The organism is Agrobacterium radiobacter, from assembly GCF_040801995.1.
Classification (GTDB): domain Bacteria; phylum Pseudomonadota; class Alphaproteobacteria; order Rhizobiales; family Rhizobiaceae; genus Agrobacterium; species Agrobacterium radiobacter.
This window is the reverse complement of the sequence record NZ_JBEGHX010000002.1, coordinates 1,681,970-1,705,742: the sequence shown is the minus strand read 5'-3', so window position 1 is coordinate 1,705,742 and position 23,773 is coordinate 1,681,970. Positions and strand designations below refer to the sequence as shown.

General features: G+C 61.0%; 21 protein-coding genes. 6 read left to right on the top strand and 15 right to left on the bottom strand.

Annotated elements, in window-relative coordinates:
* The first annotated feature begins 186 nt into the window (after positions 1-186).
* The 3 genes from MRBLRC7O_RS21630 (at position 187) to MRBLRC7O_RS21620 (ending at position 3,157) form a co-directional block, all read left to right on the top strand.
* Positions 187-1,365 carry a hypothetical protein gene (locus MRBLRC7O_RS21630; protein WP_112495364.1) on the top strand — a complete coding sequence of 393 codons (1,179 nt, stop codon included), beginning with the start codon at positions 187-189 and terminating at the stop codon, positions 1,363-1,365.
* A gap of 107 nt (positions 1,366-1,472) precedes the next feature.
* A complete protein-coding gene (locus MRBLRC7O_RS21625; RefSeq protein WP_003505458.1) occupies positions 1,473-2,114 on the top strand; it encodes a DUF1007 family protein in 642 nt (213 codons plus the stop codon).
* Positions 2,108-3,157 (top strand): nickel/cobalt transporter, encoded by a 1,050-nt coding sequence (locus tag MRBLRC7O_RS21620; protein ID WP_111821020.1) that lies wholly within the window; start codon positions 2,108-2,110, stop codon positions 3,155-3,157. The genes MRBLRC7O_RS21625 and MRBLRC7O_RS21620 overlap by 7 nt, the downstream gene beginning before the upstream one ends.
* Here MRBLRC7O_RS21620 and MRBLRC7O_RS21615 read toward each other — a convergent pair.
* The 4 genes from MRBLRC7O_RS21615 to MRBLRC7O_RS21600 all read right to left on the bottom strand — a co-directional run bounded on the left by MRBLRC7O_RS21615 (position 3,148) and on the right by MRBLRC7O_RS21600 (position 5,796).
* Positions 3,148-3,378: a hypothetical protein gene (locus MRBLRC7O_RS21615; RefSeq protein ID WP_112495365.1), complete on the bottom strand. Its 231-nt coding sequence runs from the start codon at positions 3,376-3,378 to the stop codon at positions 3,148-3,150. The two genes, MRBLRC7O_RS21620 and MRBLRC7O_RS21615, sit on opposite strands and share 10 nt — an antisense overlap.
* Complete coding sequence (locus MRBLRC7O_RS21610) at positions 3,371-4,057, bottom strand: GNAT family N-acetyltransferase (RefSeq protein ID WP_003505455.1); 687 nt, start codon at positions 4,055-4,057, stop codon at positions 3,371-3,373. The genes MRBLRC7O_RS21615 and MRBLRC7O_RS21610 overlap by 8 nt, the downstream gene beginning before the upstream one ends.
* Positions 4,058-4,353: 296 nt before the next feature.
* On the bottom strand, positions 4,354-5,049 hold the full coding sequence (locus tag MRBLRC7O_RS21605; RefSeq protein ID WP_020812108.1) for a tellurite resistance TerB family protein: 696 nt from the start codon (positions 5,047-5,049) through the stop codon (positions 4,354-4,356).
* A gap of 108 nt (positions 5,050-5,157) precedes the next feature.
* On the bottom strand, positions 5,158-5,796 hold the full coding sequence (locus MRBLRC7O_RS21600; RefSeq protein ID WP_003505453.1) for a 2-dehydro-3-deoxy-phosphogluconate aldolase: 639 nt from the start codon (positions 5,794-5,796) through the stop codon (positions 5,158-5,160).
* A gap of 170 nt (positions 5,797-5,966) precedes the next feature.
* Between MRBLRC7O_RS21600 and MRBLRC7O_RS21595 the strand changes: the two genes are divergently transcribed.
* From MRBLRC7O_RS21595 to trhO, 3 genes are all read left to right on the top strand, one after another.
* The gene (locus tag MRBLRC7O_RS21595) at positions 5,967-6,455 is read left to right on the top strand and encodes a CYTH domain-containing protein (RefSeq protein WP_020812106.1); all 489 of its coding nucleotides are present in this window, start codon (positions 5,967-5,969) and stop codon (positions 6,453-6,455) included.
* Positions 6,439-7,347: a CHAD domain-containing protein gene (locus MRBLRC7O_RS21590; protein WP_087746769.1), complete on the top strand. Its 909-nt coding sequence runs from the start codon at positions 6,439-6,441 to the stop codon at positions 7,345-7,347. Before MRBLRC7O_RS21595 ends, MRBLRC7O_RS21590 begins: the two co-directional genes overlap by 17 nt.
* A gap of 214 nt (positions 7,348-7,561) precedes the next feature.
* On the top strand, positions 7,562-8,506 hold the full coding sequence (gene trhO, locus MRBLRC7O_RS21585; RefSeq protein WP_111794687.1) for an oxygen-dependent tRNA uridine(34) hydroxylase TrhO: 945 nt from the start codon (positions 7,562-7,564) through the stop codon (positions 8,504-8,506).
* Between the two features lie 118 nt (positions 8,507-8,624).
* Here the strand turns inward: trhO and MRBLRC7O_RS21580 are convergent, their stop codons facing one another.
* From MRBLRC7O_RS21580 to MRBLRC7O_RS21530, 11 genes are all read right to left on the bottom strand, one after another.
* Positions 8,625-10,868: a bifunctional diguanylate cyclase/phosphodiesterase gene (locus tag MRBLRC7O_RS21580; RefSeq protein ID WP_162696745.1), complete on the bottom strand. Its 2,244-nt coding sequence runs from the start codon at positions 10,866-10,868 to the stop codon at positions 8,625-8,627.
* 197 nt (positions 10,869-11,065) lie between these two features.
* Positions 11,066-11,845 carry a MetQ/NlpA family ABC transporter substrate-binding protein gene (locus MRBLRC7O_RS21575; RefSeq protein ID WP_003505446.1) on the bottom strand — a complete coding sequence of 260 codons (780 nt, stop codon included), beginning with the start codon at positions 11,843-11,845 and terminating at the stop codon, positions 11,066-11,068.
* Positions 11,846-11,878: 33 nt separating this feature from the next.
* Entirely contained in the window at positions 11,879-12,547 is a 669-nt protein-coding gene (locus MRBLRC7O_RS21570) for a methionine ABC transporter permease (RefSeq protein WP_003505445.1), read from the bottom strand.
* Positions 12,537-13,577, bottom strand: a complete 1,041-nt coding sequence (locus tag MRBLRC7O_RS21565; RefSeq protein ID WP_111817987.1) for a methionine ABC transporter ATP-binding protein — start codon at positions 13,575-13,577, stop codon at positions 12,537-12,539. The genes MRBLRC7O_RS21570 and MRBLRC7O_RS21565 overlap by 11 nt, the downstream gene beginning before the upstream one ends.
* 368 nt (positions 13,578-13,945) lie before the next feature.
* On the bottom strand, positions 13,946-14,575 hold the full coding sequence (locus MRBLRC7O_RS21560) for an NAD(P)H-dependent oxidoreductase (protein ID WP_020009083.1): 630 nt from the start codon (positions 14,573-14,575) through the stop codon (positions 13,946-13,948).
* A 364-nt stretch (positions 14,576-14,939) separates the two neighbouring features.
* Complete coding sequence (locus MRBLRC7O_RS21555; RefSeq protein WP_111782072.1) at positions 14,940-16,319, bottom strand: GH1 family beta-glucosidase; 1,380 nt, start codon at positions 16,317-16,319, stop codon at positions 14,940-14,942.
* A gap of 710 nt (positions 16,320-17,029) precedes the next feature.
* Complete coding sequence (gene xylA, locus MRBLRC7O_RS21550; RefSeq protein WP_060724546.1) at positions 17,030-18,340, bottom strand: xylose isomerase; 1,311 nt, start codon at positions 18,338-18,340, stop codon at positions 17,030-17,032.
* Between the two features lie 238 nt (positions 18,341-18,578).
* Complete coding sequence (gene xylB / locus MRBLRC7O_RS21545; protein ID WP_112495461.1) at positions 18,579-20,033, bottom strand: xylulokinase; 1,455 nt, start codon at positions 20,031-20,033, stop codon at positions 18,579-18,581.
* A 105-nt stretch (positions 20,034-20,138) separates the two neighbouring features.
* Positions 20,139-21,161 carry a LacI family DNA-binding transcriptional regulator gene (locus MRBLRC7O_RS21540; RefSeq protein ID WP_020812095.1) on the bottom strand — a complete coding sequence of 341 codons (1,023 nt, stop codon included), beginning with the start codon at positions 21,159-21,161 and terminating at the stop codon, positions 20,139-20,141.
* A gap of 117 nt (positions 21,162-21,278) precedes the next feature.
* Positions 21,279-21,929, bottom strand: coding sequence for a pyridoxamine 5'-phosphate oxidase family protein (locus MRBLRC7O_RS21535; RefSeq protein ID WP_162697685.1), 651 nt, complete (start codon positions 21,927-21,929; stop codon positions 21,279-21,281).
* Positions 21,930-22,161: 232 nt separating this feature from the next.
* The gene (locus MRBLRC7O_RS21530; RefSeq protein WP_003505432.1) at positions 22,162-23,745 is read right to left on the bottom strand and encodes a DHA2 family efflux MFS transporter permease subunit; all 1,584 of its coding nucleotides are present in this window, start codon (positions 23,743-23,745) and stop codon (positions 22,162-22,164) included.
* Positions 23,746-23,773 lie beyond the last annotated feature (28 nt).

Here is a 23,773-nt window from a genome sequence, read left to right as displayed (position 1 = left end):
TATTACAATAAACAGTTAACTTTAATATTGGTGATTTTAATAGAATTTTACATATCTTCTTATGGAATACGCTACCTCTATTCCGGTATTGGCGCACTGAATTTCGGTTACGAAAGTAAAACGGCGCGGAGACTTTATTAACCATCCAAATATAAGATATTGCTTAATTAGCGACCGGAGATGCGAATGCGGCTGGGGGGATATAACGCGCTTGTTCTCGGCCTTGCCTGCGCCTGCGGCGCGTGGGCGGGTGAAAAAGCCGATGAGCATAATGTCACCTATAAGTCCGGCATTGCTTATGACACCAATTATTTCGCCGACACCAACAGGCTGAGCGCAATTTCGCTGCGTGCCGGCTTCGGGCTCAACGGCAAGGTCGTGCTTGATGGTGCGGAGCTGCGTTATTCGCTCGAACACGAGGAGGTCCGCCTCCCCCGTTACCGCTTCGCCAATGAACACAACACCATCGCGGCGCTGGGACTGACGAAACGTTTTTCGGAAAAGCTGGAATGGGCCATCGAGCTGCGCGGCACCCGCAGCGATGCCGGCGACATCTTCCTGCATCTGCCCGAAGAAGAGATTGGTTACCGGCAGCTCGATCACAAGCTGGAGGCCTCTTCCCAGCTCGGCATCCTTGCGCTCGGCGGCAAGAGCACGCTGACGGCAAGCTTTGCCAGCCTGATGAAGGGCAAGGCGCGGTTCCGTCCGGCCTATTTCATGCCCACCCGGCTGGAGGCAAACGAGGCGCTTTTATCGCTGAAGGCCGAACATGCGCGGCCGCTGGCCGGCGGCGAGGCGGGCCTGACGCTTGCTTATGACCGTATCGTCGTGCCCGAGGGGCAACAGGAGAAATATGAACGTTTCCCTGCCAATACGCTGCGCGGCTCGCTGGCCTATGGTTACAAGTTCTCCGATCGTTTCGCGGTTCTGGCCGAGGCGGGCTTCACATCCATTTCCGGTGACGAGATCAGCGACCAGGTAAAGCGTACCCGGCCCTATCTCCGGGCTGAAGCCGAGGTGAAGGCCACCGAGCGCATCGCCTTCGGCGTCGGCTATTCACAGGACTATGCGCTTTTCGATCCGGATGATCCGATCGCCGAGTTTCACCGTCGCTGGCAACTCGTCGTGAAAAGCAGGCTCACCGAAAAGGTCGGGCTCGATCTTGCCCTGAACCGGGTCCACAAGGACTGGATCTATTATAATTACGATACCAGCGAGCGCAGGCTGGTCGCCACGCTATCCTTCGATACCGGCAAGAACAGCAAGCTGGAGCTGGAGTTCAACCGCCTGCTGCATGGCGAGCGCGAGACCGACCTCGCCTATAGCGGCTCCAGCATCACGTCGCGTTTCAGCGGCACCTTCTGAAATCCCTTGACGGCCCGCGCGAAGGATCAGACGCATCAGGTCGAAATTCGGTCCCAATTTCTGCTAGAGTCGGGTCTTCAAGATTCGAAGGCAGGACAGACCGGATAATGAACAGACGCTTTTTGCTCCTCGCGGCCGGCCTCGCCTGCGTTCCCGTCGCGGCTGCTGCGCATCCGCACATCTTTGCCGAAGCCCGCATGGAAATCGTCGAGGGGCCGAACGGCACCGTTCAGGAAGTGCGCAATATCTGGCGTTTCGACGAGATGTTTTCGGCAAGCGTGGTGATGGATTACGACAAGAACAGCGATCTGAAGCTGGACAAGGACGAGCTGGCCGAGATCGGCAATACGGTGCTGGAATCGCTCGCCGAATATTCCTATTACACCTTCATCACCGCCAATGGAAAACCGGTGGAGTTCTCCAAGCCCGACGCCATTCACGTGGACTACAAGGACCAGCAGATCCTGATGTTCTTCTCCGTGAAGCCGACCAAGCCGCTCGCCGTCAAGGGCAAGCTCAGCTTCGGCGCCTGGGATCCGACCATGTATACGGCGATCGATTTCGCCAAGGACAGCGATATCGCGACACAGGGCAAGGATCTGAATGCCTGCAAGCATCATATCGTCCGCCCTGATCCCGACGAGGTAATCTCGCAGAACCAGGGTTCGCTGACCGACGCCTTTTTCAACGATCCGACCGGCACCGACATGACCAAGCTCTTCGCCACCCGGCTGGAGGTCTCATGCTGAGCCGCAGGGCACGCCTTGCCGCCGTCGCCATCGGCCTCATCACCGTGGCCAGTGTCGCCCACGCGCAATCGCCGCTCGGCATCGGCTCGGCCGAGCCTTCCTTTTCCGTTGGTGGCCCCTTCGCACCGCTGATGCAATGGATCAACGTGCACCAGCAGATGTTTTACCGGGCGCTGACCGGGGCGCTGAAGGCCATGCGCGAGGACAGCTGGGCACTCGGCTCGCTGATCGGCCTCTCCTTTGCCTATGGCGTTTTCCATGCCGCCGGTCCCGGCCACGGCAAGGCGGTCATTTCGTCCTACATGATCGCCAATGAAACGCAGCTAAAGCGCGGCATTCTCATTTCCTTCGTCTCGGCCCTCATTCAGGGTTTGATGGCCATCGGCCTTGTTGGGGCCGCCTGGCTGGTGCTGCGCGGCACCTCCATCACCATGACCAAGGCGACGCAGGCGATGGAGATCGCCAGCTTCGCCATGGTGGCGCTGTTCGGCGCCTGGCTCCTGGTGCGGAAGCTTTGGTCACTGCGCATCCGGCGGGAACCCGTCCCCGTCTTTGCCACGGCGGGTGAAGCCACGGCCGGCAGAACCACCGGCATGGGCACGGGGCTGCGCTTTCAGGGCAAGCCGGTTTTCGCGGATCATGAGCATAACGGCAACGGTGATCTCTGCAACGCCTGCGGAAAATCCCATGCGCCCGACCCCATGCTGTTGAAGGGCAAGAACTTCAGCCTGCATGAAGCATGGTCGGCCATCATTGCGGTCGGCCTCAGGCCATGCTCGGGCGCGATCATCGTCATGAGCTTCGCGCTTTTGAACGGGCTTTATCTCGGCGGCGTGCTCTCCGTGCTCGCCATGTCGCTCGGCACCGCCATAACGGTGTCGGCTCTCGCCATCATGGCCGTCTCGGCCAAGGGGCTCGCCGTGCGTTTCGCCGGCCCCGGCAGCCGCAAGGCGGCCGGCATCAGCCACGCGATCGAAATCGCCGGCGCGCTTTTCGTGCTGATCATGGGACTACTGCTGCTCGGCGCTTCGCTTCAGCTCTGATCATCGCGGCTGCGCTGGTAACGGGCGCGCAGCCAGAACAGTAGGAAGAAACACAGCACGGCAACCGCGCCGAAGGCGGCGGCGAGCCACGGCGAATAATCGCCCAGCCACAGCATGATCTTCGGCATGACGAAGAACACGAGCCCGAAACCGACGATGATGAGGGCGGCGGCAATTGCCGGCGACCAGTCCTTTTTCCCCGATGTCGGTTTTTCAGGCATTGGCAAGCTCCGCGCGGATATCTTCAAGCTTGCGCTTCTGCGCCCCGTCGGCTGCAAAATTGTCAGGCGAAAGCCAGGCTTCAAAGGCCTTGCCGATCAGCGGCCATTCGCCGTCGATCATCGAAAACCACGCCGTATCGCGGTTCTGGCCTTTCGAGATCATATGCTGGCGGAAAACGCCCTCGAAGGTGAAGCCATAACGCTTCGCCGTGATCTTGGAGGGTTCGTTTTCATTGTGGCATTTCCACTCGTAACGGCGATACCCCAGATCCTCGAAAACATGTTTCGCCATCAGGTAATGCGCTTCGGTGGCAAGAGGCGAGCGCTTCATCTTCGCGCCATGGGCGACGGAGCCGACCTCGACCACGCCATTGGCCGGATCGGGCCGCATATAGCTCGCCATGCCGACGATATCGCCAGTGGCATTTTCCACGAAGACCAGCGTGACCCAGTTAAGTTTTTGCCCCGCGCCGATGAGCCAGTCGCCAAAGGCGTCGGCATCAGGGAAGGCGTTTTGCGGGAAATATTTGAGAAGCGCATTGGTGCCCTCGCCGCCAAGGGCTGACCAGAGCCTTGCGAGGTGTTTTTCGCGATCAAACGGCTCGGCCGTGACGTAACGGCCCTTTAGCACCACCGGCTGCGGCGGCGGACATCCCCTAAAATCACTCAGATCGCGCATTCTCTTCCCCATTTGCTGGGAGAAGGATTAGGGCAAGCGGGGCGGGATGACAACAGGGCATGTGGGGTGGGATGCGGTGGTCTCGGCGGGTGTGGCTCACCCCCTCTGCCCTGCCGGGCATCTCCCCCACAAGGGGGGAGATCTACCTGCGGTAAAGTCTCGCCCATCTCAACGTTCGAGAAGGAAGTGGCGAAAGAGCGTCTTGCCGATCTCCCCACCTGTGGGGGAGATGCCCGGCAGGGCAGAGGGGGTGAGCCACACGCTCAAACCTTCATGCCCAAGCCTAAAGCACTACCTCAAACCTTCGCAGCCACCACCGTCGCCTCGATATGGTCCACCAGCGCATCCGGCAACCCAAGCCGCCCGGCAAGAAGGTCGAGATACCCCCGCTCCGCCCGCGTATCGGCCTCGATGGCAAGGCGCGAGGCGGTGTAAAGCTCCACCTTCTGCTCCTCCGTGCGGGCGGCGGCCACCAGCGCGTCGATGTCGAGCGGATCGGCCAGTTCCTTTTCGAGGAACCGCTCCGCTTCGTCATCGATGCCGGAGACCTGCACCTTGTCCATGATATTGGCGCGCTCCTTCTCATCGATATGACCATCCGCCTTAGCGGCCGCGATCATCGCCTGGATGAGCTTCAGCGCAAAATCATTGGAAAGGGCCGGTGATTGCGGGTGGAAGGCGGAATCTGTGGGCGGGGCGAGAAGCTCCGGCTCGGGTTTCGGCGCAGCTTCCGGGGCCTGGCCAGACTTGTAATTCTTGTAGGCGAGATAGCCGAGGCCAGCGATGGCGGCGACACCGCCGATGGTGGCGACATTGCCGGCGAGCTTGCGGCCGGTCTTGGTGCCCAGAATTGCGGCGGCAAGGGCACCGGCCTTCAGGGGATTGTTCTTGGCGATATCGGCGGCCTGCCCGGCTCTGTCACGGACGCTTCCCGAAAGGCCCGGCACCTGAGAGCCGAGGAATTGTTCAAGAAGCTTCTTGGCGTCGAACATCAAAATCTCCTGTAAAGGTCAAATCTACAGGGGAGATAGGAAGTCGTGGGCCGAATACAAATGTCAAACCCGCTCACGCCTTCGTGAACGGGTTTGACGGGACGCAAATCAGGCGCGCAGTGCCGCGGCTTCGGCAGCAAGCTTGGTGATGCCCGCCCAGTCGCCGGTCGCCACCAGTTCGCGCGGGGCAACCCAGGAACCGCCAACGCAGACGACGTTCGGCAGGGAGAGATAATCATTGGCGTTCTTGAGCGAGACGCTGCCGGTCGGGCAGAACACGGTGCCGGCGAGCGGTGAAGACAGCGCCTTGAGGTAAGGTGCGCCGCCAGCCTGTTCGGCCGGGAAGAACTTCAGCACTTTATAACCCTCGTCGCGCAGCGCCATGACTTCGCTGGCTGTGGCCGCACCCGGAAGCAGCGGCACCTTGGAACCGCGCGCGGCTTCCAGCACGCTTTTATTGATGCCGGGGCTGACGATGAAGGTGGAGCCGGCTTCGGCCGCCGCTTCGAAATCCCGGGCGTTGAGAATGGTGCCGGCGCCGACATGCGCGCCTTCCACTTCCGCCGCAACCGCGCGGATGGCGTCGAGCGCCGCCGGCGTGCGCATGGTGATCTCGATCGCCTTCAGGCCGCCTGCGACCAAAGCGCGCGCCAAATGCACGGCGGAAGCGGCGTCATCCACGATCAGCACCGGCACGACCGGCTGGAGCTTGAGGATGGAGAGCAGTTTTTCGGAGTCCTGGGCCAAGATGAGCCTCCTTGCGCGTTTGAAACGATTGAAATTCCGTCTACGGATTAGCCTGCCTCGGCTTTCATGTCGAGGCGCGCCAGCCGCATTTTTATCCAGATACTTCAATCAATTCGCTTCATCATAATGTCATAGTGCGATAATCTGCAGCACCAGTTCGCGGAGACAGCATGGCCAAGGAAATTGAACGGAAGTTTCTGGTTGCAGGCGGTGAATGGCGTAATGAGGTAACGCATAGCATGGCTTTCCGGCAGGCCTATGTCGCCTCGATGGAAAACCGTTCGGTTCGGGTGAGGATCGTCGACCAGCGTGACGCGACCCTGACCATCAAGATCGGCGCCAGCGCCCTTGTCCGCGACGAATATGAATATTCCATACCCCTCAAGGATGCCGAAGAGCTGATGGCAAGCGCGCCGGGCGTGGTGATCGAGAAAACCCGCCACACCGTCGATCACGGCGGTTTCACCTGGGAGGTGGATGTTTTCGAAGGGAAATATCACGGGCTGGTCGTGGCGGAAGTGGAAATGCATGACGAAAATGCCGATCCCGCTCTGCCGTCCTGGCTTGGCCGGGAAGTGACCGGAGACAAGCGCTTCTCCAACCAGTCGCTCGCCATGGACTGTCCGAACGGAGACCTGTCGGATGCCCTTCAGAATTGATCCGAAAAAGCCCTTCGACGACGAAATCCGTCGCGCCGGGCTGGAACTGATCGACGATACGATCACGATCCTGCGCGACCAGCCGTCGGGATCGCACGAGGCGGTGCACGACGCCCGCAAGCGTTTCAAGCGGCTGCGCGCCCTCTACCGCCTGATCCGCGAGGCGGCGCCGGATTTCGGCCGCGAGGAAAATGCCCGTATTCGCGATATCGCCCGCTCCCTCGCCTTTGCGCGGGATGCGACGGCGCTGGTGGAGACGGCGGAATATCTCGAGACCTTCGCGCGCTCGGACGCGCAGGGCGAAGCGTTGCGATCGATCACCGCGATGCTGCGCAAGCGCCGCGACGACGCCATAGAACATGAGGCCGGCCTCGACGAGGCCATTGCCGCCGCCATCGCCGGCTGCGGGGAAGCGCGCAGGAAGCTCGAGGCCCTGTCGCTGCCGGATGAGTTGAAAGACACCGCCCGGCTGATAAGAACCGCCTGGGCGAAACAGCGAAAAAGGGCGCGCAAGGCGCTCACCGATTGCCACGAACAGGCCGACGTCGAACATTTCCACGAATTGCGCAAGGCCGGGCAGGCCTACTGGATGCATCTCGGCCTGATGCGCCGCCTCTGGCCTTCCGCCATGCGCGCCAAGCGGGCCGATACCAAGCGGCTGGTCGACATTCTTGGTCACGAGCACGATCTTTCGGTTCTCGCCGCCGTCGCCGACCGCGAGCCGGACCGTTTCGGCAATGGCGAGCGGCTGGCTCTGCTGCTCGACGCCATCATCCAGCGGCAGCAGGCGCTGCGCACGGAAGGGCTTGCGCTGGCAGGCGAGGTGTTTTCCGAATCCGCCCGCACCGAAAGCCGCATTATCGGCCTGCTGTGGCGGCGGGCGGCGAAGTAGCCCAAACTTCTCGTTCGGTGCTCACCACCTCCGTCATTCCGGCCTTGAGCCGGAATCCAGCCCGCCCAAGTCCTCGGGCTGAAAAGACTCTCTCCGCCGCGCAGACGCGCGTCGGCTGGAAGCCCCCAAACCCTCCCGATTTGACGATTTTCAAAATGACCGGACCCGTTGATAAATATTGCTTTGCGGCCGCCGTCGCTGTATTTCAGCGCCCATGACCGACACGACCATTCTCCCCCGCCCGGAAACCTCTGGTGATTTCCTTGTGGCCGCGCTTTATCATTTCGCCCGCCTGCCGCGGTTCGAGAGCCTGCGCGAGCCGTTGTTCGAGCTCTGCCAGAAGAACGGCGTCAAGGGCACGCTGCTGCTTGCCGCCGAAGGCATCAACGGCACCATTGCCGGGCCGGATGCGGGCATTCACGCCGTGCTTTCCTTCCTGCGCGCCCAGCCGGAATTTGCCGCGCTGGAGCACAAGGAAAGCCGCGCTTCGCACATGCCTTTCGTGCGGCTGAAGGTGAAGCTCAAGAAAGAGATCGTCACCATGGGCGTGCCTGATATCGATCCGAACCGCATCGTCGGCACCTATGTCGACCCGCGCGACTGGAACGAGCTGATCTCCGATCCGGATACAATCGTCATCGATACCCGCAACGATTATGAGACCGCCATCGGCGTCTTCAAGGGCGCGGTCGATCCGCAAACGAAAACCTTCCGCGAGTTTCCCGACTGGGTGAAGAACAATCCCGGCCTGCACAACAAGCCGAAGATCGCCATGTATTGCACCGGCGGCATTCGCTGCGAAAAGGCCACCGCCTTCATGAAGGAACAGGGGTTCGACGAGGTCTATCACCTCAAGGGCGGCATCCTGAAATATCTGGAAGAAGTGCCGCAAGAAGAAAGCCTGTGGGAAGGCGCCTGCTTCGTGTTCGACGAGCGCGTCTCCGTTGTCCACGGCCTTGCCGAAGGCGACCATCAACTCTGCCACGCCTGCCGCAACCCGATTACGCCGGAAGTGCGCCTGTCTCCCAAATTCGAGGAAGGCGTATCCTGCCCGAGCTGTTACGACGAGCGCAGCGACGAGGACCGCCAGCGGTTCCGCGACCGGCAGCAGCAGATCGAACTGGCAAAGAAGCGCGGCGAACAGCATCTGGGACGGTAAACCGGGTCAGCATCAGAATGCACAGGGGCCGGGTTTCGATTGAGCGGATGCCGCGTATTTCTTCTCCCCGCCGCAATCTCAGTTGATCAAGAATTGCTAAACGACATCGGCGCGCCTCTCACGCCCCCGCTCTCAGAGCAAATAACGGCGCATCCTGCCCATCCAGCATGTCGGTAATCTCCTCGGCTGCGACCGGCCTCGAGAACAGGTAACCCTGCAATTCATCACAGCCGCACAGATGCAGGATGGCCGCCTGCTCTTCCGTTTCCACGCCTTCGGCCGTGACCGGAATATCGAGCGACTTCGCCAGCGCCACGGTGGCCTGCAGCATTTCCAGCGACCGGCCGCCCTTATCGAGCGCCATGATCAACGAACGGTCGATCTTCATCCGGTCGAAACCGAAGCGGCGCAGATATCCGACGCTGGCGAAGCCGGCGCCAAAATCGTCGAGCGCAATATGCAGGCCGAGCTGTTTCAGCTTGTCGATCGCCGCACTCGCCCGTTCCGGATGCTGGATGAAATAACCTTCTGTCATTTCCAGCCTCAGCCTTTCGGGCGGTGTTTGCGTCGCGTCAAGAATATCCGCGATATGGCCGGAGAAGGCCGGATTGCGGAACTGCACGGGAGAGATATTCACCGAGAGCTTGATGGACGGCCATTGCTGCGCCGTCTCGCAGGCCTTGTGCAGGACGAGAAGGCCGAGCCGGTCGATCAGCCCGCTGGTTTCGGCAGCGGCAATGAAGATATCCGGCGGCACGAAGCCATATCCCGGCCTCTGCCAGCGGGCCAGCGCCTCCACCCCGGTAATGCAGCGCGTGGCGGCGCTGACGACCGGCTGATAAACCACCTGTATCTCGTCGTTCAGGATGGCGGAGCGAAGATCGGCTTCGAGCTGCAGCTTTTCCTCGCGCAGCGCATCCATCTTCAGTTCATAGGAAACGTAACGCCCGCGTCCGTTTTCCTTGGCCTGATACATGGCCATATCGGCACGCCGCAGCAGTTCCTCGCCATTGATATCGCCGGCGCGGGAAACCGAGGTGCCGATGCTGCAGCCGATGCTCGCCACCCTTTCACCGATGCTGAAAGGCTCGGTAAAGAGTTCGAGAAGCGCCAGACACAGTTTTCGGCCTTCAGACCAGACGTCGTTGCCCTGGATGGCAATGGCGAATTCGTCGCCGCCGAGCCGCGCCAGGACAGCGCCTTCCGGCACCAGCACCCTGAGCGCCGCGGCCACACCCTTGATCAGCCGGTCGCCGGCGGCATGGCCGTAGGAATCGTTGATTTCCTTGAAGCCGTCGAGATCGAGATAGAGAAGCTTGATATCCGTCTTGTCGTGGCGGCCGTTGTCGACCATGCGGTTCAGTTTCGCAAAGAGACCCGCGCGGTTGCTAAGCCCGCTCAACCGGTCGCGCAGCGCTTCCTCCCGCGCTGCCGCCTCATCCGCTTTCAGCCGGTCCAGCGTGGCCGAACCGATGATGAGCAGCACGAGGAAAAACGTGCCGGCAATGCCAAGCGCGGTGAAGACCACCGGCCGCGCCTCATGAAAGCTGACATCCCCCGGCAGGTGCGAGCGCCAGACGAGCCGCGCCAGCACCTCGCCTAAGGGATTGACGATATCCACATGGTTGGCGGCAGGTCCGTCGCCATATTGCAGTTCCAGCCCCTCGATGACGTAGTTGCGGGCAAGCTTGTCCACCGTCGCCTGCTTGAGGTGACGGGCAAAAACCAGATAACGCCGCTCCGCATCAACCGGCGGCAGCGCCCCGGATTTCAGCCGCACGAGCGCGACACCGGCTGCAGCGATGCCATCGCCGGTTTTGACGAAACCCGTGACCTGCGAGGTGATGCCGGGACGCATGGAACGCACGCGATCGATCATTTCCTTAAGGCCGCCGGCGAAATAGGCGTTTGGCCTCCATGTCGCCGGCTTGCCGTTCTGATAGGCCATGCGGACCCTGTCGTCCTCGTCGATGATCACGGCAGTATCGAAAAGATCGTTATTGATCGTCATCTCGCCGTAATTGCTCGCCACCCAGTCAAAACGATCAGGGGCATAGACATATTCGGCGGCATCATCCCAGGCGGCGTAATCATTCAGCGTTGCGCCGAGCTGTTCGCGAAAGGTGACGAGAGCACCCGCCGTCGTCTCGCGCGAACGGGCATTATCGAGCGAATTCGCCTTTTCACGCACCTGACTGAGGGCGGACAGGACCAGCGCGGTGACGATGAGAAGCACCAGCGCGAAGGTGGACAATACGACGCCCACGGCGGTTCTGCGCCCGACCGGCAAATAGTCCCCAATGTTGCGCGGCGCAATCCGCATAAAATCCCCTTCGAAAGCATCATCTTCCGAAGGAAACATTCAGAAGCCGTTAAACCGCATCGTGGCTCCGCCCCAAAAAAACACGGGTATAAAACGACAGTCCGGCAGCGACTCTGAAAAATTCTTCCCTGAAATGCCCAGGGTTTTTCATGGAACGCTGATTTGCGCCCGCCCGGAAACAAAAAACCTCCCCCGCGAACGGGAGAGATTGTCATTTTTTACAGTGCCGGAGCGGCTTACCAGGACGGGATGACCGTGCCGTTGTACTTTTCCAGAATGAAGGCCTTTACTTCCGGGCTCTGGTAGGATTCCACCAGCGTCTTCACCCAGGGCTTGTCCTTGTCCTGCGCACGAACGGCGATGACATTCGCGTAAGGGGACTTTTCGCTTTCGATGGCGATGGCGTCCTTCTTCGGGTTCAGGCCGGCTGCCGTCGCATAGTTGGTGTTGATGACCGAAGCGTCGGTGTCATCAAGCGAGCGCGGCAGCTGGGCGGCATCAAGTTCGACGATCTGGATGTTCTTCGGGTTTTCGGTGATGTCGGCAGGCGTCACCTTCAGGCCGGCTTCTTCCTTGACCTTGAGAACGCCCTTGGAAGCGAGAACCAGCAGTGCGCGGCCGCCATTGGTCGGGTCGTTCGGAATGCCGACGGTTGCGCCGTCCTTCAGCTCGTCAAGGCTCTTCACCTTCTTCGAATAAACGCCCATCGGGGTGGTGATGGTGGTGCCAACGCTGACGAGATCGAACTTGCGGTCAGCGATCTGGTTGTCGAGGTAAGGCTGGTGCTGGAAGGAGTTGGCCTGCAGCTCGCCATCGGCCAGCGCCTGGTTCGGCACGACATAGTCGGAGAATTCGATGATATCGATATCGAGGCCCTTGGCGGCCGCGATCTTCTTCACCTGCTCCATGATCTGCGCATGCTCGGCGGGGGTTACGCCGATCTTGATGGTCTCGGCCAGCGCCTGACCGGCGGTGAAGAGAGCGGCGAGCGAAGCCGCGAGGATGAGTTTCTTCATGGGTGTCTCCTTGGGTTGTTATTATGAACGCAGTTAATTCTTGCGGGTCCGCTTGTCGAAGCTGCGCGCCAGCCTGTCGCCGGCGCTCTGCACCAGCTGCACCAGCACGATCAGCACCAGAACCACCGCCAGCATCACGTCGGGCATGAAGCGCTGGTAACCATAGCGGATGCCGAGGTCGCCCAGCCCGCCGCCGCCGACCGCGCCAACCATGGCCGAATAACCGATGAGGCTGACCAGCGTGAGCGTGAGCGCCAGCGTGATACCGGGCTTGGCCTCCGCCAGTAGTACCTTGGTGACGATCTGCAGCGGGGTGGCGCCCATGGCGCGGGCAGCCTCGATCAGACCCTTGTCCACCTCGCGGATCGCCGCTTCCACCAGCCTTGCGATGAAGGGCACAGTTGCGACGGTCAGCGGCACGATGGCGGCGCTGGTGCCGATCGACGTGCCGGCAACGAGGCGGGTGAAGGGAATGATCGCCACGACAAGAATGATGAAGGGTGTGGAGCGCGCCGCATTCACGATGAGGCCGAGGATGCGGTTGGTCATCGGCGCGGGAAACAGTTCGCCCTTGCCGCTGGTGGCAAGGAAAACGCCCATGGGCACGCCGATCAGCGAGCCGACGATGCCGGCGACCGCGACCATGTGCAACGTCTGCCACAGGCCCTTGAAGAGAAGGTTGAACAGCATATCAGGCGACATAACCGAGCACCTCCGTGTGAAGACCGGTCTCAGCATAAAAGCGGCTAGCGCGGGCGGTGACGTCAGCCGAGGCCGGATAGGAAACGACGAGCGAGCCGAAGGGCTGGCCGGAAATCTCCTCGATGGTGCCGGCGAGAATATTCACATCAGGACCGATTTCAGCGACGAGGCGCGCCGTCAATGGCTGGAACGCCGTTTCGCCGAAGAACACCAGACGCACCAGCACACGATCGCCTTCCGCTGCCTGCGGCTTGAGACCCGAAGTGACCCAGTGCGGCAGCTTCACGCCAACCGAGGACGACAGCAGGCTGCGGGTCGTCTCGTGTTTCGGCGCGGTGAAGATATCGAAGGTCGTGCCTTCCTCGACGATCAGGCCCCTGTCGATGACAGCCACCTGCGAGGCGATGGTCTTCACCACCTCCATCTCATGGGTGATGAGCAGCACGGTCAGGCCCAGTTCGGCATTGATGCGCTTCAGAAGTTCAAGAATGGACTGGGTCGTTTCCGGATCAAGCGCCGATGTCGCCTCGTCGGAGAGGAGCAGCTTCGGCTGGGTGGCGAGCGCACGGGCAATGCCGACACGCTGCTTCTGGCCGCCGGAGAGTTCCGCCGGATAACGATTGGCCTTGTCGGAAAGCCCGACGAGATCGAGCAGCGGCGCAACGCGGGTTTCGATCTCCCTTTTGCCCATGCCGGCGATTTCGAGCGGCAGCGCCACATTGTCGAAAGCGGTACGCGACGACAAAAGGTTGAAGTGCTGGAAGATCATGCCGACGGAACGGCGCAGCGTGCGCAGGCTCTTTTCATCGAGCGCCGCGACATCGACGCCATCAACGACCACACGGCCGGTCGAGGGCTTCTCAAGGCCGTTGGCGAGGCGGATCAGCGTGGACTTGCCCGCACCCGAGCGGCCGATGATGCCGGTGATGGAGCCTTTCGGCACGATGTAATCGATACCGGCAAGGGCTGCGAAGCCGGGCTTGCCGTCGGCGCCGCCAAAGGTTTTGGTCACGCCTTCAAACGTGACCATCGGCTCCTTTGCCGCCCCTTCCGGGACCGCCTGTTCTGAACGCGCGGGCGATGCCGCACTGGATGGAAAACTCATTGTGAACTCTGGGAATGCGTGACGGATCGGGTCTCAAAAAATCCTGTTGCGGTGCTGAACCGCTCTCTTCATGCAGCCTTCGGGCACATTCGATTACAGCTGATTTTCCGGGTCATTTCGTCAGGCTTTCACTCAGAAATGCCGGGGATCGGCAATTCGATGGCGCATACTTGCCTGCACACGCCACCTTTTAACAGGGATGTTTTTTCAATTATCTGAAAAGAGAGAAAAAATCTACCGCAAAGCCGCCAAGGCGGCCCTGCGGCAGTCAAGATTTCACGACGATATGAAAATCACACGCGGCTGGTGAATTCCTCGAGCGGGCGGCGGACCTTTTTCAGGTTCACCAGCCAGTCGCCTTCCGGTTCACGGTAGCCGAGCGGCAGAATGGTGACGGAGCGCAGGCCCTTTTCACGCAGGCCGAGGATTTCATCGAGCTTCGCCGGGTCGAAGCCTTCCATCGGGGTGGAATCCACACCCTCGAAAGCGGCCTGCGCCACGGCCATGCCGAAGCCGATATAGGCCTGACGGGCGGCGTGTTCGAAATTCACCTGCTGCTCGCGCTGCGGATAGGTGGAGAGCAGCATCTGGCGATAGGCTTCCCAGCCTTCATTCTTGATGCCGCGTTCTTCATTGACCAGATCGAACATGTGGTTGATCCGCTCTTCGGTGTAATTGTCCCATGCTGCAAAGACCAGCAGATGCGAACCATCGGTCACCTGCGCCTGGTTCCAGGCGATCTCGCGGATCTTTGCGCGCACTTCAGGATCGGTAACAACGATCACTTCGAAGGGCTGCAGGCCGCTGGAGGTGGGCGCTAGCCGCGCCGCTTCCACGATCCGTTCAACCTTGTCTTCAGACACGGCCTTGGAAGGATCCATTTTCTTTGTGGCATAACGCCAGTTGAGTTTTTCGATAAGCATGTTCGTTTTCCCTGGGAGGACCATCCCGCCCTGCCCCTTGACCGGCAGAACGGACGCTACGCCGTCGTAGCCCGCCTGACATAGGAGACGGGACGGCGCGTGCAAGCAGGCACCGCGCGGTAACCGGTAAAAAAGTTGGGAAAACTGATAATAAGGGAGCAGAACTTTATTGCAGAGAGCGGTGACGCATCGCCTGCTACCGGATACGGCGCGTAAAGTTCATGCACGCCCGCCCCCAACCCTCATTCCTGTGCTCGTCACAGGAATCCAGCCGACACGCGTCTGCGTGGCGAAAAGACTCCTCTCAGTCCAAGGACTTGGGCTGGCTGGATCCCTGTGACGAGCACAGGGATGGGGGGAAGCCTCACCCCTTCGTCACGCCATGGTTCCCCTTCGGAAAACCCGAGGCCAGTGCGCTGTACCACTTGCCGCTGTTCTTCAGCGTGCGCACCTGCGTGTCGTAATCCACATGCACAAGGCCGAAACGCATGCGATAGCCCTCGGCCCATTCGAAATTATCCATCAGGCTCCAGGCGAAATAACCGCGCATCGGGTAACCGTCGCGGATGAGATCGGCAACGATGCCGAGGTGTTCGGCGTAATAATCAAGGCGCGGCTGGTCATTCACCTCGCCGTTTTCGACGTCCATATTGTAGCAGGCGCCGTTTTCGGTGATGTAGCATTCCGGCAGGTCGTAACGCTTGTAGAGCGTCTCCACCAGCGACTTGAGCGCCGGCGCGTAGACCTCCCAGCCGATATCGGTCTTCACATCGCTGACGGCGGGGGCCGCTGTAGTCGCGGGGAACTCCGCGCCCGGCGTCGCATCGTCGGCAACGCGCATCGGCGTGTAATAGTTCAGGCCCCACCAGTCGAGCTTCTGGCTGATGATGGCAAGGTCTTCCGCCTCCACCACAGGCATGCGGTCGCCCAGCGCTTCCATCATCTCGGCCGGATATTCGCCCTTGAAGACAGGGTCGAAAAACGCGCCGTTGTGGAACTGGAAGGCCCGTTCGGCCGCCTTGAGATCGGCGTCGCTATCGGAAGCCGGGATGACGGAATGGGCGTTGAGCACCAGCCCCACCGGCACCTTCGGCGCGACATGGCGGGATGCCTCCACACCGAAACCGTGGGCGAGGTTGATGTGGTGCATGGCGGCAAGGGCCGCCTCCATGTTGCGCTCACCCGGCGCATGAATGCCGTAGAGATGGCTGAGCCACACCGCGCACCAGGGTTCGTTGAAGGTCGCCACCGCATCCAGCCGGTCGCCGAGGCGGGCCATGACGGTCTTGGCGTAACGCTGGAAGGCGTGCGCAGTGGAACGCGAGGCCCAGCCGCCGTCGCCCATCAGCGTCAGCGGCAGGTCCCAATGATAAAGCGTCGCATAGGTCTTGATGCCGCGCGCCTTGCAGCCATCGACGAGGCGGTCGTAAAAATCCAGCCCCTTCTCGTTGATCGGACCGAAACCATCGGGAATGATGCGCGGCCAGGCGATCGAGAAACGATAGGCCTCGACACCCATGTCCTTGATGAGATCGAGATCCTGCTCCCAGCGATTGTAATGATCGCAGGCGACATCACCATTGTGACGCCCAAAGACATGGCCCGGCATGTTGCAGAAGGCATCCCAGATGGAGGGCTTGCGGCCATCAGCCCTGGTGGAGCCTTCGATCTGGAACGAGGCAGTCGCGACGCCGAACAGGAAGTCGCCGGGGAAACGGGCTGCTAGCGTTTTTGGATCGGTCATCGGAGGGCCCTTGTCGTCCATCGGGTGTGAAAAGATCAGCAGCGGTTTAGACCATGCCGCCTGCGAGGTACAGTCGGGCCGCAAAGAATCTACAACGTTTCAGGCTGCGCAGTTAACAAGTCCAAAGCGCTTTGCATGCGCCAATGCCGCCGCAGCGGTTAGCCGGCGGCGCAAGACATCGGCCCGGCGAATGCGGGGGAAATGGGAAGTGGTGGAAGTTGTTGCATTCACCGGGCCGCCGCATCGGGACCGCAATCGCGGCCCCTCGGTCACAGTCTTTTCACGACACCTATCCGATCAGCCCTTCCCGCCTCTGGCCCGGCGGGATGCCTTTCAAAAACACGGTCTGCCAGAACCATGCTTGTCGATGCCGGCAGCCGGTTCGCGAAAGGCGCCGCGCGTCTCGCCCTTCCGTTCCGGTTGCGGGAGAATGATGCGGCGGAAATGGCTGATGGGGACGGACGGGAACGTATTTTCTTGGAAACTGCTGAAAAGTGAAGAGCGGTGGCGGAAAGCCTTCCCCGCTTTGGGTGGATAACGGAGAGCATGTCCCCTCATACGATCCTTAGGGCCTGCCTTGCTCCACACTCGACGTCATCCTCGGGCTTGACCCGAGGATGACGTCGAGTGTGTCGTGACGGCGATCGTCAACCCGAAACGGCGAAAGCGGGAGATGTTCTCCCGCTTCCTTTTGAGAATCTATGACCCCGTCAAACGTAACGATTGACCACGTTTTCGAGATATTCCTGACGACCGGATTTCGGCTCGGGGTTGATATCCTGGCTCTCGACCAGCGCTGCGATTTCCTCGAGCTTCAGCTCGCCGCGCAGCATCTTCTGGGCTTCAGCCGAATCCCACTTGGCGTAACGCTCGGAAAGCGGCTTCGACAGCGCACCGTCCTCGATCATCTTCGCCGCCGCCTTCAGGCCGCGGGCGCAGCAATCCATGCCGCCGATATGGCCGATCAGCAGATCCTGCGGATCGAGCGACTGACGGCGCAGCTTGGAATCGAAGTTGGTGCCGCCATTCTTGAAGCCGCCGCCGGCCAGAACATGGTAATAGGCAAGCGCCATTTCCGGCACGTTGTTCGGGAACTGGTCGGTATCCCAGCCGGACTGGTAATCGTTGCGGTTCATGTCGATGGAGCCGAAAATGCCGAAGGCGTTGGCCATGGCCAGTTCGTGCTCGAAGGAGTGGCCCGCGAGGATGGCGTGGCCCTGCTCGATATTAACCTTCACTTCCTTATCGAGACCGTTCTTCTGCAGGAAGGCATAAACGGTCGCTACATCGTAGTCGTACTGGTGCTTGGTCGGCTCCTGCGGCTTCGGCTCGATCAGGATCGTGCCTTCAAAACCGATCTTGTACTTGTATTCCACCACCAGATTGAGGAAGCGGCCGAGCTGGTCGAGCTCACGCGAAAGATCGGTGTTGAGCAGGGTCTCGTAACCTTCACGGCCGCCCCACAGAACGTAGTTCGCGCCGCCAAGCTTCTTGGTGGCGTCCATGCAGGTCTTCACGGTTGCGGCGGAGAAGGCGAAGACATCCGGATCGGGATTGGTGGCGGCGCCGGACATGAAACGGCGGTTGGAGAAGAGGTTGGCCGTGCCCCACAGAAGCTTCACGCCGGTATCGGCCTGCTTCTGCGCGAAATAGTCGACGATCTCGTTGAGGTTCTTGGTGTTTTCGGCAAAGTTCTTGCCTTCCGGGCGCACATCGGCGTCGTGGAAGCAGTAAAACGGCGAACCGAGCAGCGAGAAGAATTCGAAAGCCACATCGGCTTTCAGTTTTGCCGCCTGCATGGTGTCTTCGAACCACGGACGCTCAAAGGTCTGGCCGCCGAAGGGGTCACCGCCCGGCCAGGTGAAGGTGTGCCAATAGGCGACCGCAAAACGCAGGTGATCTTCCATGCGCTTGCCGGCGACGACTTCGTCCGGGTTGTAATGGCGGAAGGCCAGCGGGTTGGTGCTGTCAGGGCCTTCATATTTGATCTTGGCGATATCGCCGAAAAAACCTGTGGTCATGGTGATCCTCCTCTGGGGTGGGTTTAGGTGGTGTTCAAAAATTCGAGGTCTGCGCGGGCCGTTTACCCCCCTCTGTCCTGCCGGACATCTCCCCCACAAGGAGGGAGATCAGCAAGATGCGCTCAACCGCTTCGATCGCGACCTCACAGGAGGACGTGACGTAGCCGCTTGTCGATCTCCCCCCTTGTGGGGGAGATGCCCGGCAGGACAGAGGGGGGTGAACGGCGCACGCAAAACCTCAATGTGAAAGCGACCGAATGGCCGGATAAAGCGCGTGGTAACGCCGATAGGCGGCCTCATAGGCATCGCCAAGTGCGGCCACCGGCTCAATGGTGCGCGCCGTTTCCGGCTGGGTGCAAACGGCAACCGGATCGGCCCCCGTCGCGGCGATGAGGCCGAGGCGGGCGGCGCCGAAGGCCGCGCCAAAATCGCCCTCGGCCGGAATATCCACGGGCACACCGAGCGACGTGGCGATCGAGGCCAGCCAATAGGCCGAGCGCGAGCCGCCGCCGATGGCGGTGACGCGGGAAATCGAGGTGCCGGCAGATTTCAGCGCTTCGAGATTGTCCCTGATCGCGAAGGTGACGCCTTCCAGCACAGCCTGCGTCAGCGCCTTGCAGTCGCTTTCATGCGAAAGGCCGATGAAGGAACCGCGGATGGCGGCGTCGTTATGCGGTGTGCGCTCACCGGAAAGGTAGGGCGCGAAGGTGACGCCGGTCGGCGCAAGCAGCGTCTCGCCCAGCTCACCGGTCAGATCGGCGGCGGATCGCCCGGTGAGGCGCGAATACCAGTTCAGCGCATCCGTCGCGGAAAGGATAACGCCCATCTGGTGCCAGGTGTTGGGCAGCGCGTGGCAGAAGGCGTGCACGGCGCTTTCCGGCTTCGGCAGGTATGATGCATTGGCGGCGAAAAGCACGCCCGATGTGCCGAGCGATACGAAGGCGTGGCCTTCCTTCACCGTGCCCATGCCGCAGGCCGAAGCGGCATTATCACCTGCGCCGCCGGCAACGACGGCACGGCCGGAAATGCCCCATTCGGAAGCAAGCTCGGCGCGCAGCACGCCCGCCTCATCCGTGCCTTCCACCAGCGACGGCATGTACTTTTCATCCAGCCCGGTGGCGGCGAGCAGTTCGGAAGACCATTTGCGCGCGCCGGTATCGAGCCAGGAGGTGCCGGCGGAGTCGGACATTTCAGAGATGTATTCGCCGGTCAGCCACAGACGCAGATAATCCTTCGGCAGCAGCACCTTGGCCACTTTCGCGAAGATATCGGGTTCGTTCTTCGCCACCCAGGCAAGCTTCGGCGCGGTGAAGCCGGGGAAAACGATGTTGCCGGTGATCTTGCGGAAACGCGGATCGGCATCCAGTGCGGCGGCCTCGGCATGGGAGCGCGTGTCGTTCCACAGGATGCAGGGGCGCAGCACCTTGCCATCGGCATCAACTAGCGTCGCACCATGCATCTGGCCGGAAAGGCCGATGCCCTTAACGGCGGCGAGTTCCCCAGGAAACTTCTGCTTCAGGCCGGCAACGGCGGTTTTCGTGGCAGCAATCCAGTCCGCCGGGTCCTGTTCGGACCAGCCATGATGCGGGCGCGAGACGTCCAGCGAGCCGTTGGCCGAGCCGATGATTTTCTGATCGCCGTCCATCAGCAGGGCTTTGACGCCTGACGTGCCAAGATCGAGACCGAGATACATGTATTTCTCCATTCCGGCGCGCCATGCGCCGCTTTCAGCGTTTTTTAAAAGTCGCCGCATTTCCGGACGGAAAACCAGCGGCCACTTTTCCTGGAAATGCTCTCGTCAGGGCAGATTGTCCCTGAGGAATATGTCGATACGGATCCGTTCCTGCGCGGCGATGACGGGCAGGCCATCGGCGCGCGCCTTCAACACGCGGATGGCGCTGCGCACCTCGTGGCCGGCATCCTGGTTGAGCACGGCATCAAGCAGCCCTTCCCGCAGCGCATTGGCGGTGTTTTCCGTCAGTTCATGGGCGATGACCGAAAGCGCTCTTTCGCCATCTGCGGCCCCAAGCGCCCGGATGAGGCCGCGATTACCCGCACCGAGACTGTAGATGCCTGACAGTGAGGCATTGCCGAGCGCCTCGCGCACCAGCGTCTCGACGGTCAGCGGATCGTCCCTGCCCTCCAGCACCGGCAACAGCCGCAGCTGGGGAAATTCGGATTCGATCACGGCGCGAAATCCTTCCAGACGCTCGCGGTGGTCGCGCACCAGCATGGAGCCGGCAACAACAGCGACATCGCCGCCGCGTCCGGAGAGGAAACGCCCCATCAGGCTGGCCGCCGTGCGCCCGGCCGCGACGTTGTCCACACCGGCATAATGATCGCGCCGCGAACCGGAGAGATCGGACACCAGCGTCACCGTGGCGATGCCGTCTTCCGCCAGCCGGTCGGCGGCCTCAGCCACATCCTCGGAATCGGTGGCGACGAAGGCGACGCCCGAGGGTTTTTCCCGGCGCGCAACTTCCAGAGCTTCCGTCAGTGCCCCGGCATTAAACGGCGGCACCTCGATGACACGGATGGCCGTGCGCTCCAGATGCGAGCGGCTGGCGGCAGCCCGCACTTCGGCGCGCAGGGTCGCCATGAAGGAATTGTCATTGCCGGGCAGGATGAAGATCATCGAGTAATTGCGGCCCTTGGCCAGATTGGCGGCCGCGATATCGCGCACATAACCCAGCTCGGCAATGGCCGCTTCCACCCGTGCCCGCGTTGCGGCATGCACACCGGGGCGCATGTTCAGCACCCGGTCGATGGTGGCGAGACTGACGCCCGCGCGCTCGGCGATATCGTGAACTGTAGGCTTCATGGCTCCTCCCTCCCCCTTGCATATCCAGCTTTGCAGCCGTCGTAAATCGAAAAATGATGTACGTACCTCACAATTCATCAAATGGCTGCGGAATATCAAGAGCGGCATGCGCTGCGGCTAATAAAGGGTCCGCCGGTAGTCCTGCTCCAGCTGCTCGTCCATCTTCTGCATCTCATCCCCATTCGTCGGCGCACCTGTCGTCTCATCAAAAATGATCTTGATAAGCGAGGGCATTTCCGACCGGACCTGGAAATGTGCGGGATCCCACAGGTGGGAGCGCCTGAACGCCTTGGCGCAATGCATGAAAACCTCGTCCACCTTTACGACGATAGCGAGTTTTGGGGTGCGATCCGCAATGCTCATAAGCTTCAGGATCTCGGGATCATTGCTCAGTGTCGCGCGCCCGTTCACCCGCAGGGTGTCGTCGAAACCGGGCACGATGAACAACAGCCCGACAACAGGATTGGCGATGATATTGCTGAGGGTATCAAGGCGATTATTGCCCGGCCGGTCCGGGATCGCCAGGGTGCGGCCGTCGAGAACCTTTACAAAGCCCGCCGGATCGCCGCGGGGGCTGACATCGGCCTTTCCTTCGAGATTCTGGGTGCCGATGCAGAGAAACGGCGAACGCCTTATGAATTCCTGCGCATGTTCGCCGAGCCTGTCCTGACACTTCTGTACCGCCAGGGCATGTGTCGGCTCGAACAGCCCGCGAAGCGACTGCTCATCCGTGATCGCAAAGTCTGGATTGAGTTCCAAGGCCATCATGATCTCCCCCTCTGAACTGCCCCCGCCCAAGCGGCCGAAATCCGGGTCAGCCGTCCTCCCGGCCCCGTTTTCGCTCCCTCTCAAGCGTATTTGAGGTACGTACCTCAAGAATTGATATACATGGCTTGCCCGCTGCGATCAACAGGAGGAATCGGGATTTTCGGTAGGATATAAAAAAGGGGCCGTCATTTCCGACGGCCCCAGCTCTGCGGTGGATGGGAGGGGATTGTTATCAGTGCGCCGCGTCCGGCGGCGGCGCTGCCTTGGGTTTCTGGATCAGCACGGTCATGAAGATCAGGCTGGAGAACAAAATCGTCAGTGCGAAGAACACATCCGCGAAGGCCAAGATCCAGGCCTGCTGCGAGACCATGCCGACCATTTTCTTGACGGCGACGGAAGCGCCGTCCAGCCCGTAGGAATCATAGTTGGCGCCGACATTGTTCAGCCATTCCAGCGCCTGCGGGTTGGAGTAGCTGATATGTTCGGCCAGCCGCACATAATGGTCGTCGGTGCGCTGCGACAGCATGGTGTTGATGACGGCAAGACCGACGGCGCCGCCGAGGTTACGGGTGAGGTTGAACAGGCCGGACGCGTTGCGGATACGGGCCGGCGGCAAGGTGCCGAGCGCGATGTTGTTGATCGGCACCATGCACATCATCAGGCCGAAACCGCGCAGGATCTGTGGGATCAGCAGCTCGTAAAAGTCCCAGTCTGTCGTCACATGCGTCATGATCCATGTGCCGCAGCCGAAGCTGATGAAGCCGATCGCCATCATCGCCCGCGGATCGAGCTTGGTCGAAACCTTGCCGGCAATCGGCGCGGTGAAGAACATCGCAAGACCTGAGACGAACATGGTCTCGCCGATCATCAGCGCATCGTAACCCCTCACCCGGCCAAGATAGAGCGGGTAGAGATAGGTCAGCCCGTAAAGCCCGATGCCCATGACGAAGGAGAAAAGCGAGCCGATGGAGAAGTTGCGATCCGCAAAGGCGCGGATGTCAACCACGGGGAATTCCACCTTGAAGGCACGCCAGAAGAAGACCACCGCGCCGATGACCATGGCCACCGATCCAAGGACGATATGCTCGTCGTTGAACCAGTCCTTGTTGTTGCCCTCTTCCAGCACATATTCCAGCGAGCCGAGGAAGACCGCCATGGAGATCAGCCCCCACCAGTCGAACTTCTTCCAGAGCGAGTGCTCCGGCTTGTCGAAATCAATGAGGCTCCAGGTGAGGATGGTGACGATGATGCCGGGAATGATGTTGACGAGGAACAGCCAGTGCCAGGAAAAGGCATTGGAGAGATAACCGCCGACCGTCGGGCCAATGGTGGGTGCAAGCGTCGCGACCAGACCGATGATCGGCGAGACGACCGAACGCTTGGACGGCGGGAAGATCGTGAAGGCGGCCGCGAAGACGGACGGGATCATGCCGCCGCCGATAAAGCCCTGGATCGCGCGATAGACGATCATCTGGTCGATATTGGTGGCGGTGGCGCAGAGAGCGCTCGAAATCGTGAAGCCCGCAGCACAGGTGGCGAAGAGCACACGCGTGGAGAGAATGCGCGCCAGCGTGCCCGAAAGCGGGATCATGATCACTTCGGCGATCAGATAGGAAGTCTGCACCCAGGCGATCTCGTCCGAGCCGGCGCCGAGGCCGGCCTGGATTTCCGCCAGCGAGGCGGAGACGATCTGAATGTCGAGAATGGACATGAACATGCCGAAGACCATCGCGAAGAACGCGATGAGCCTGCGCCTGTCCATCGGGGGATCGGCGGGGATGGACGCCCCGCCCGTACCGACAACCGTAGCCGCCATGATCTTGCCCTCAACGGTGCGTCAAAGA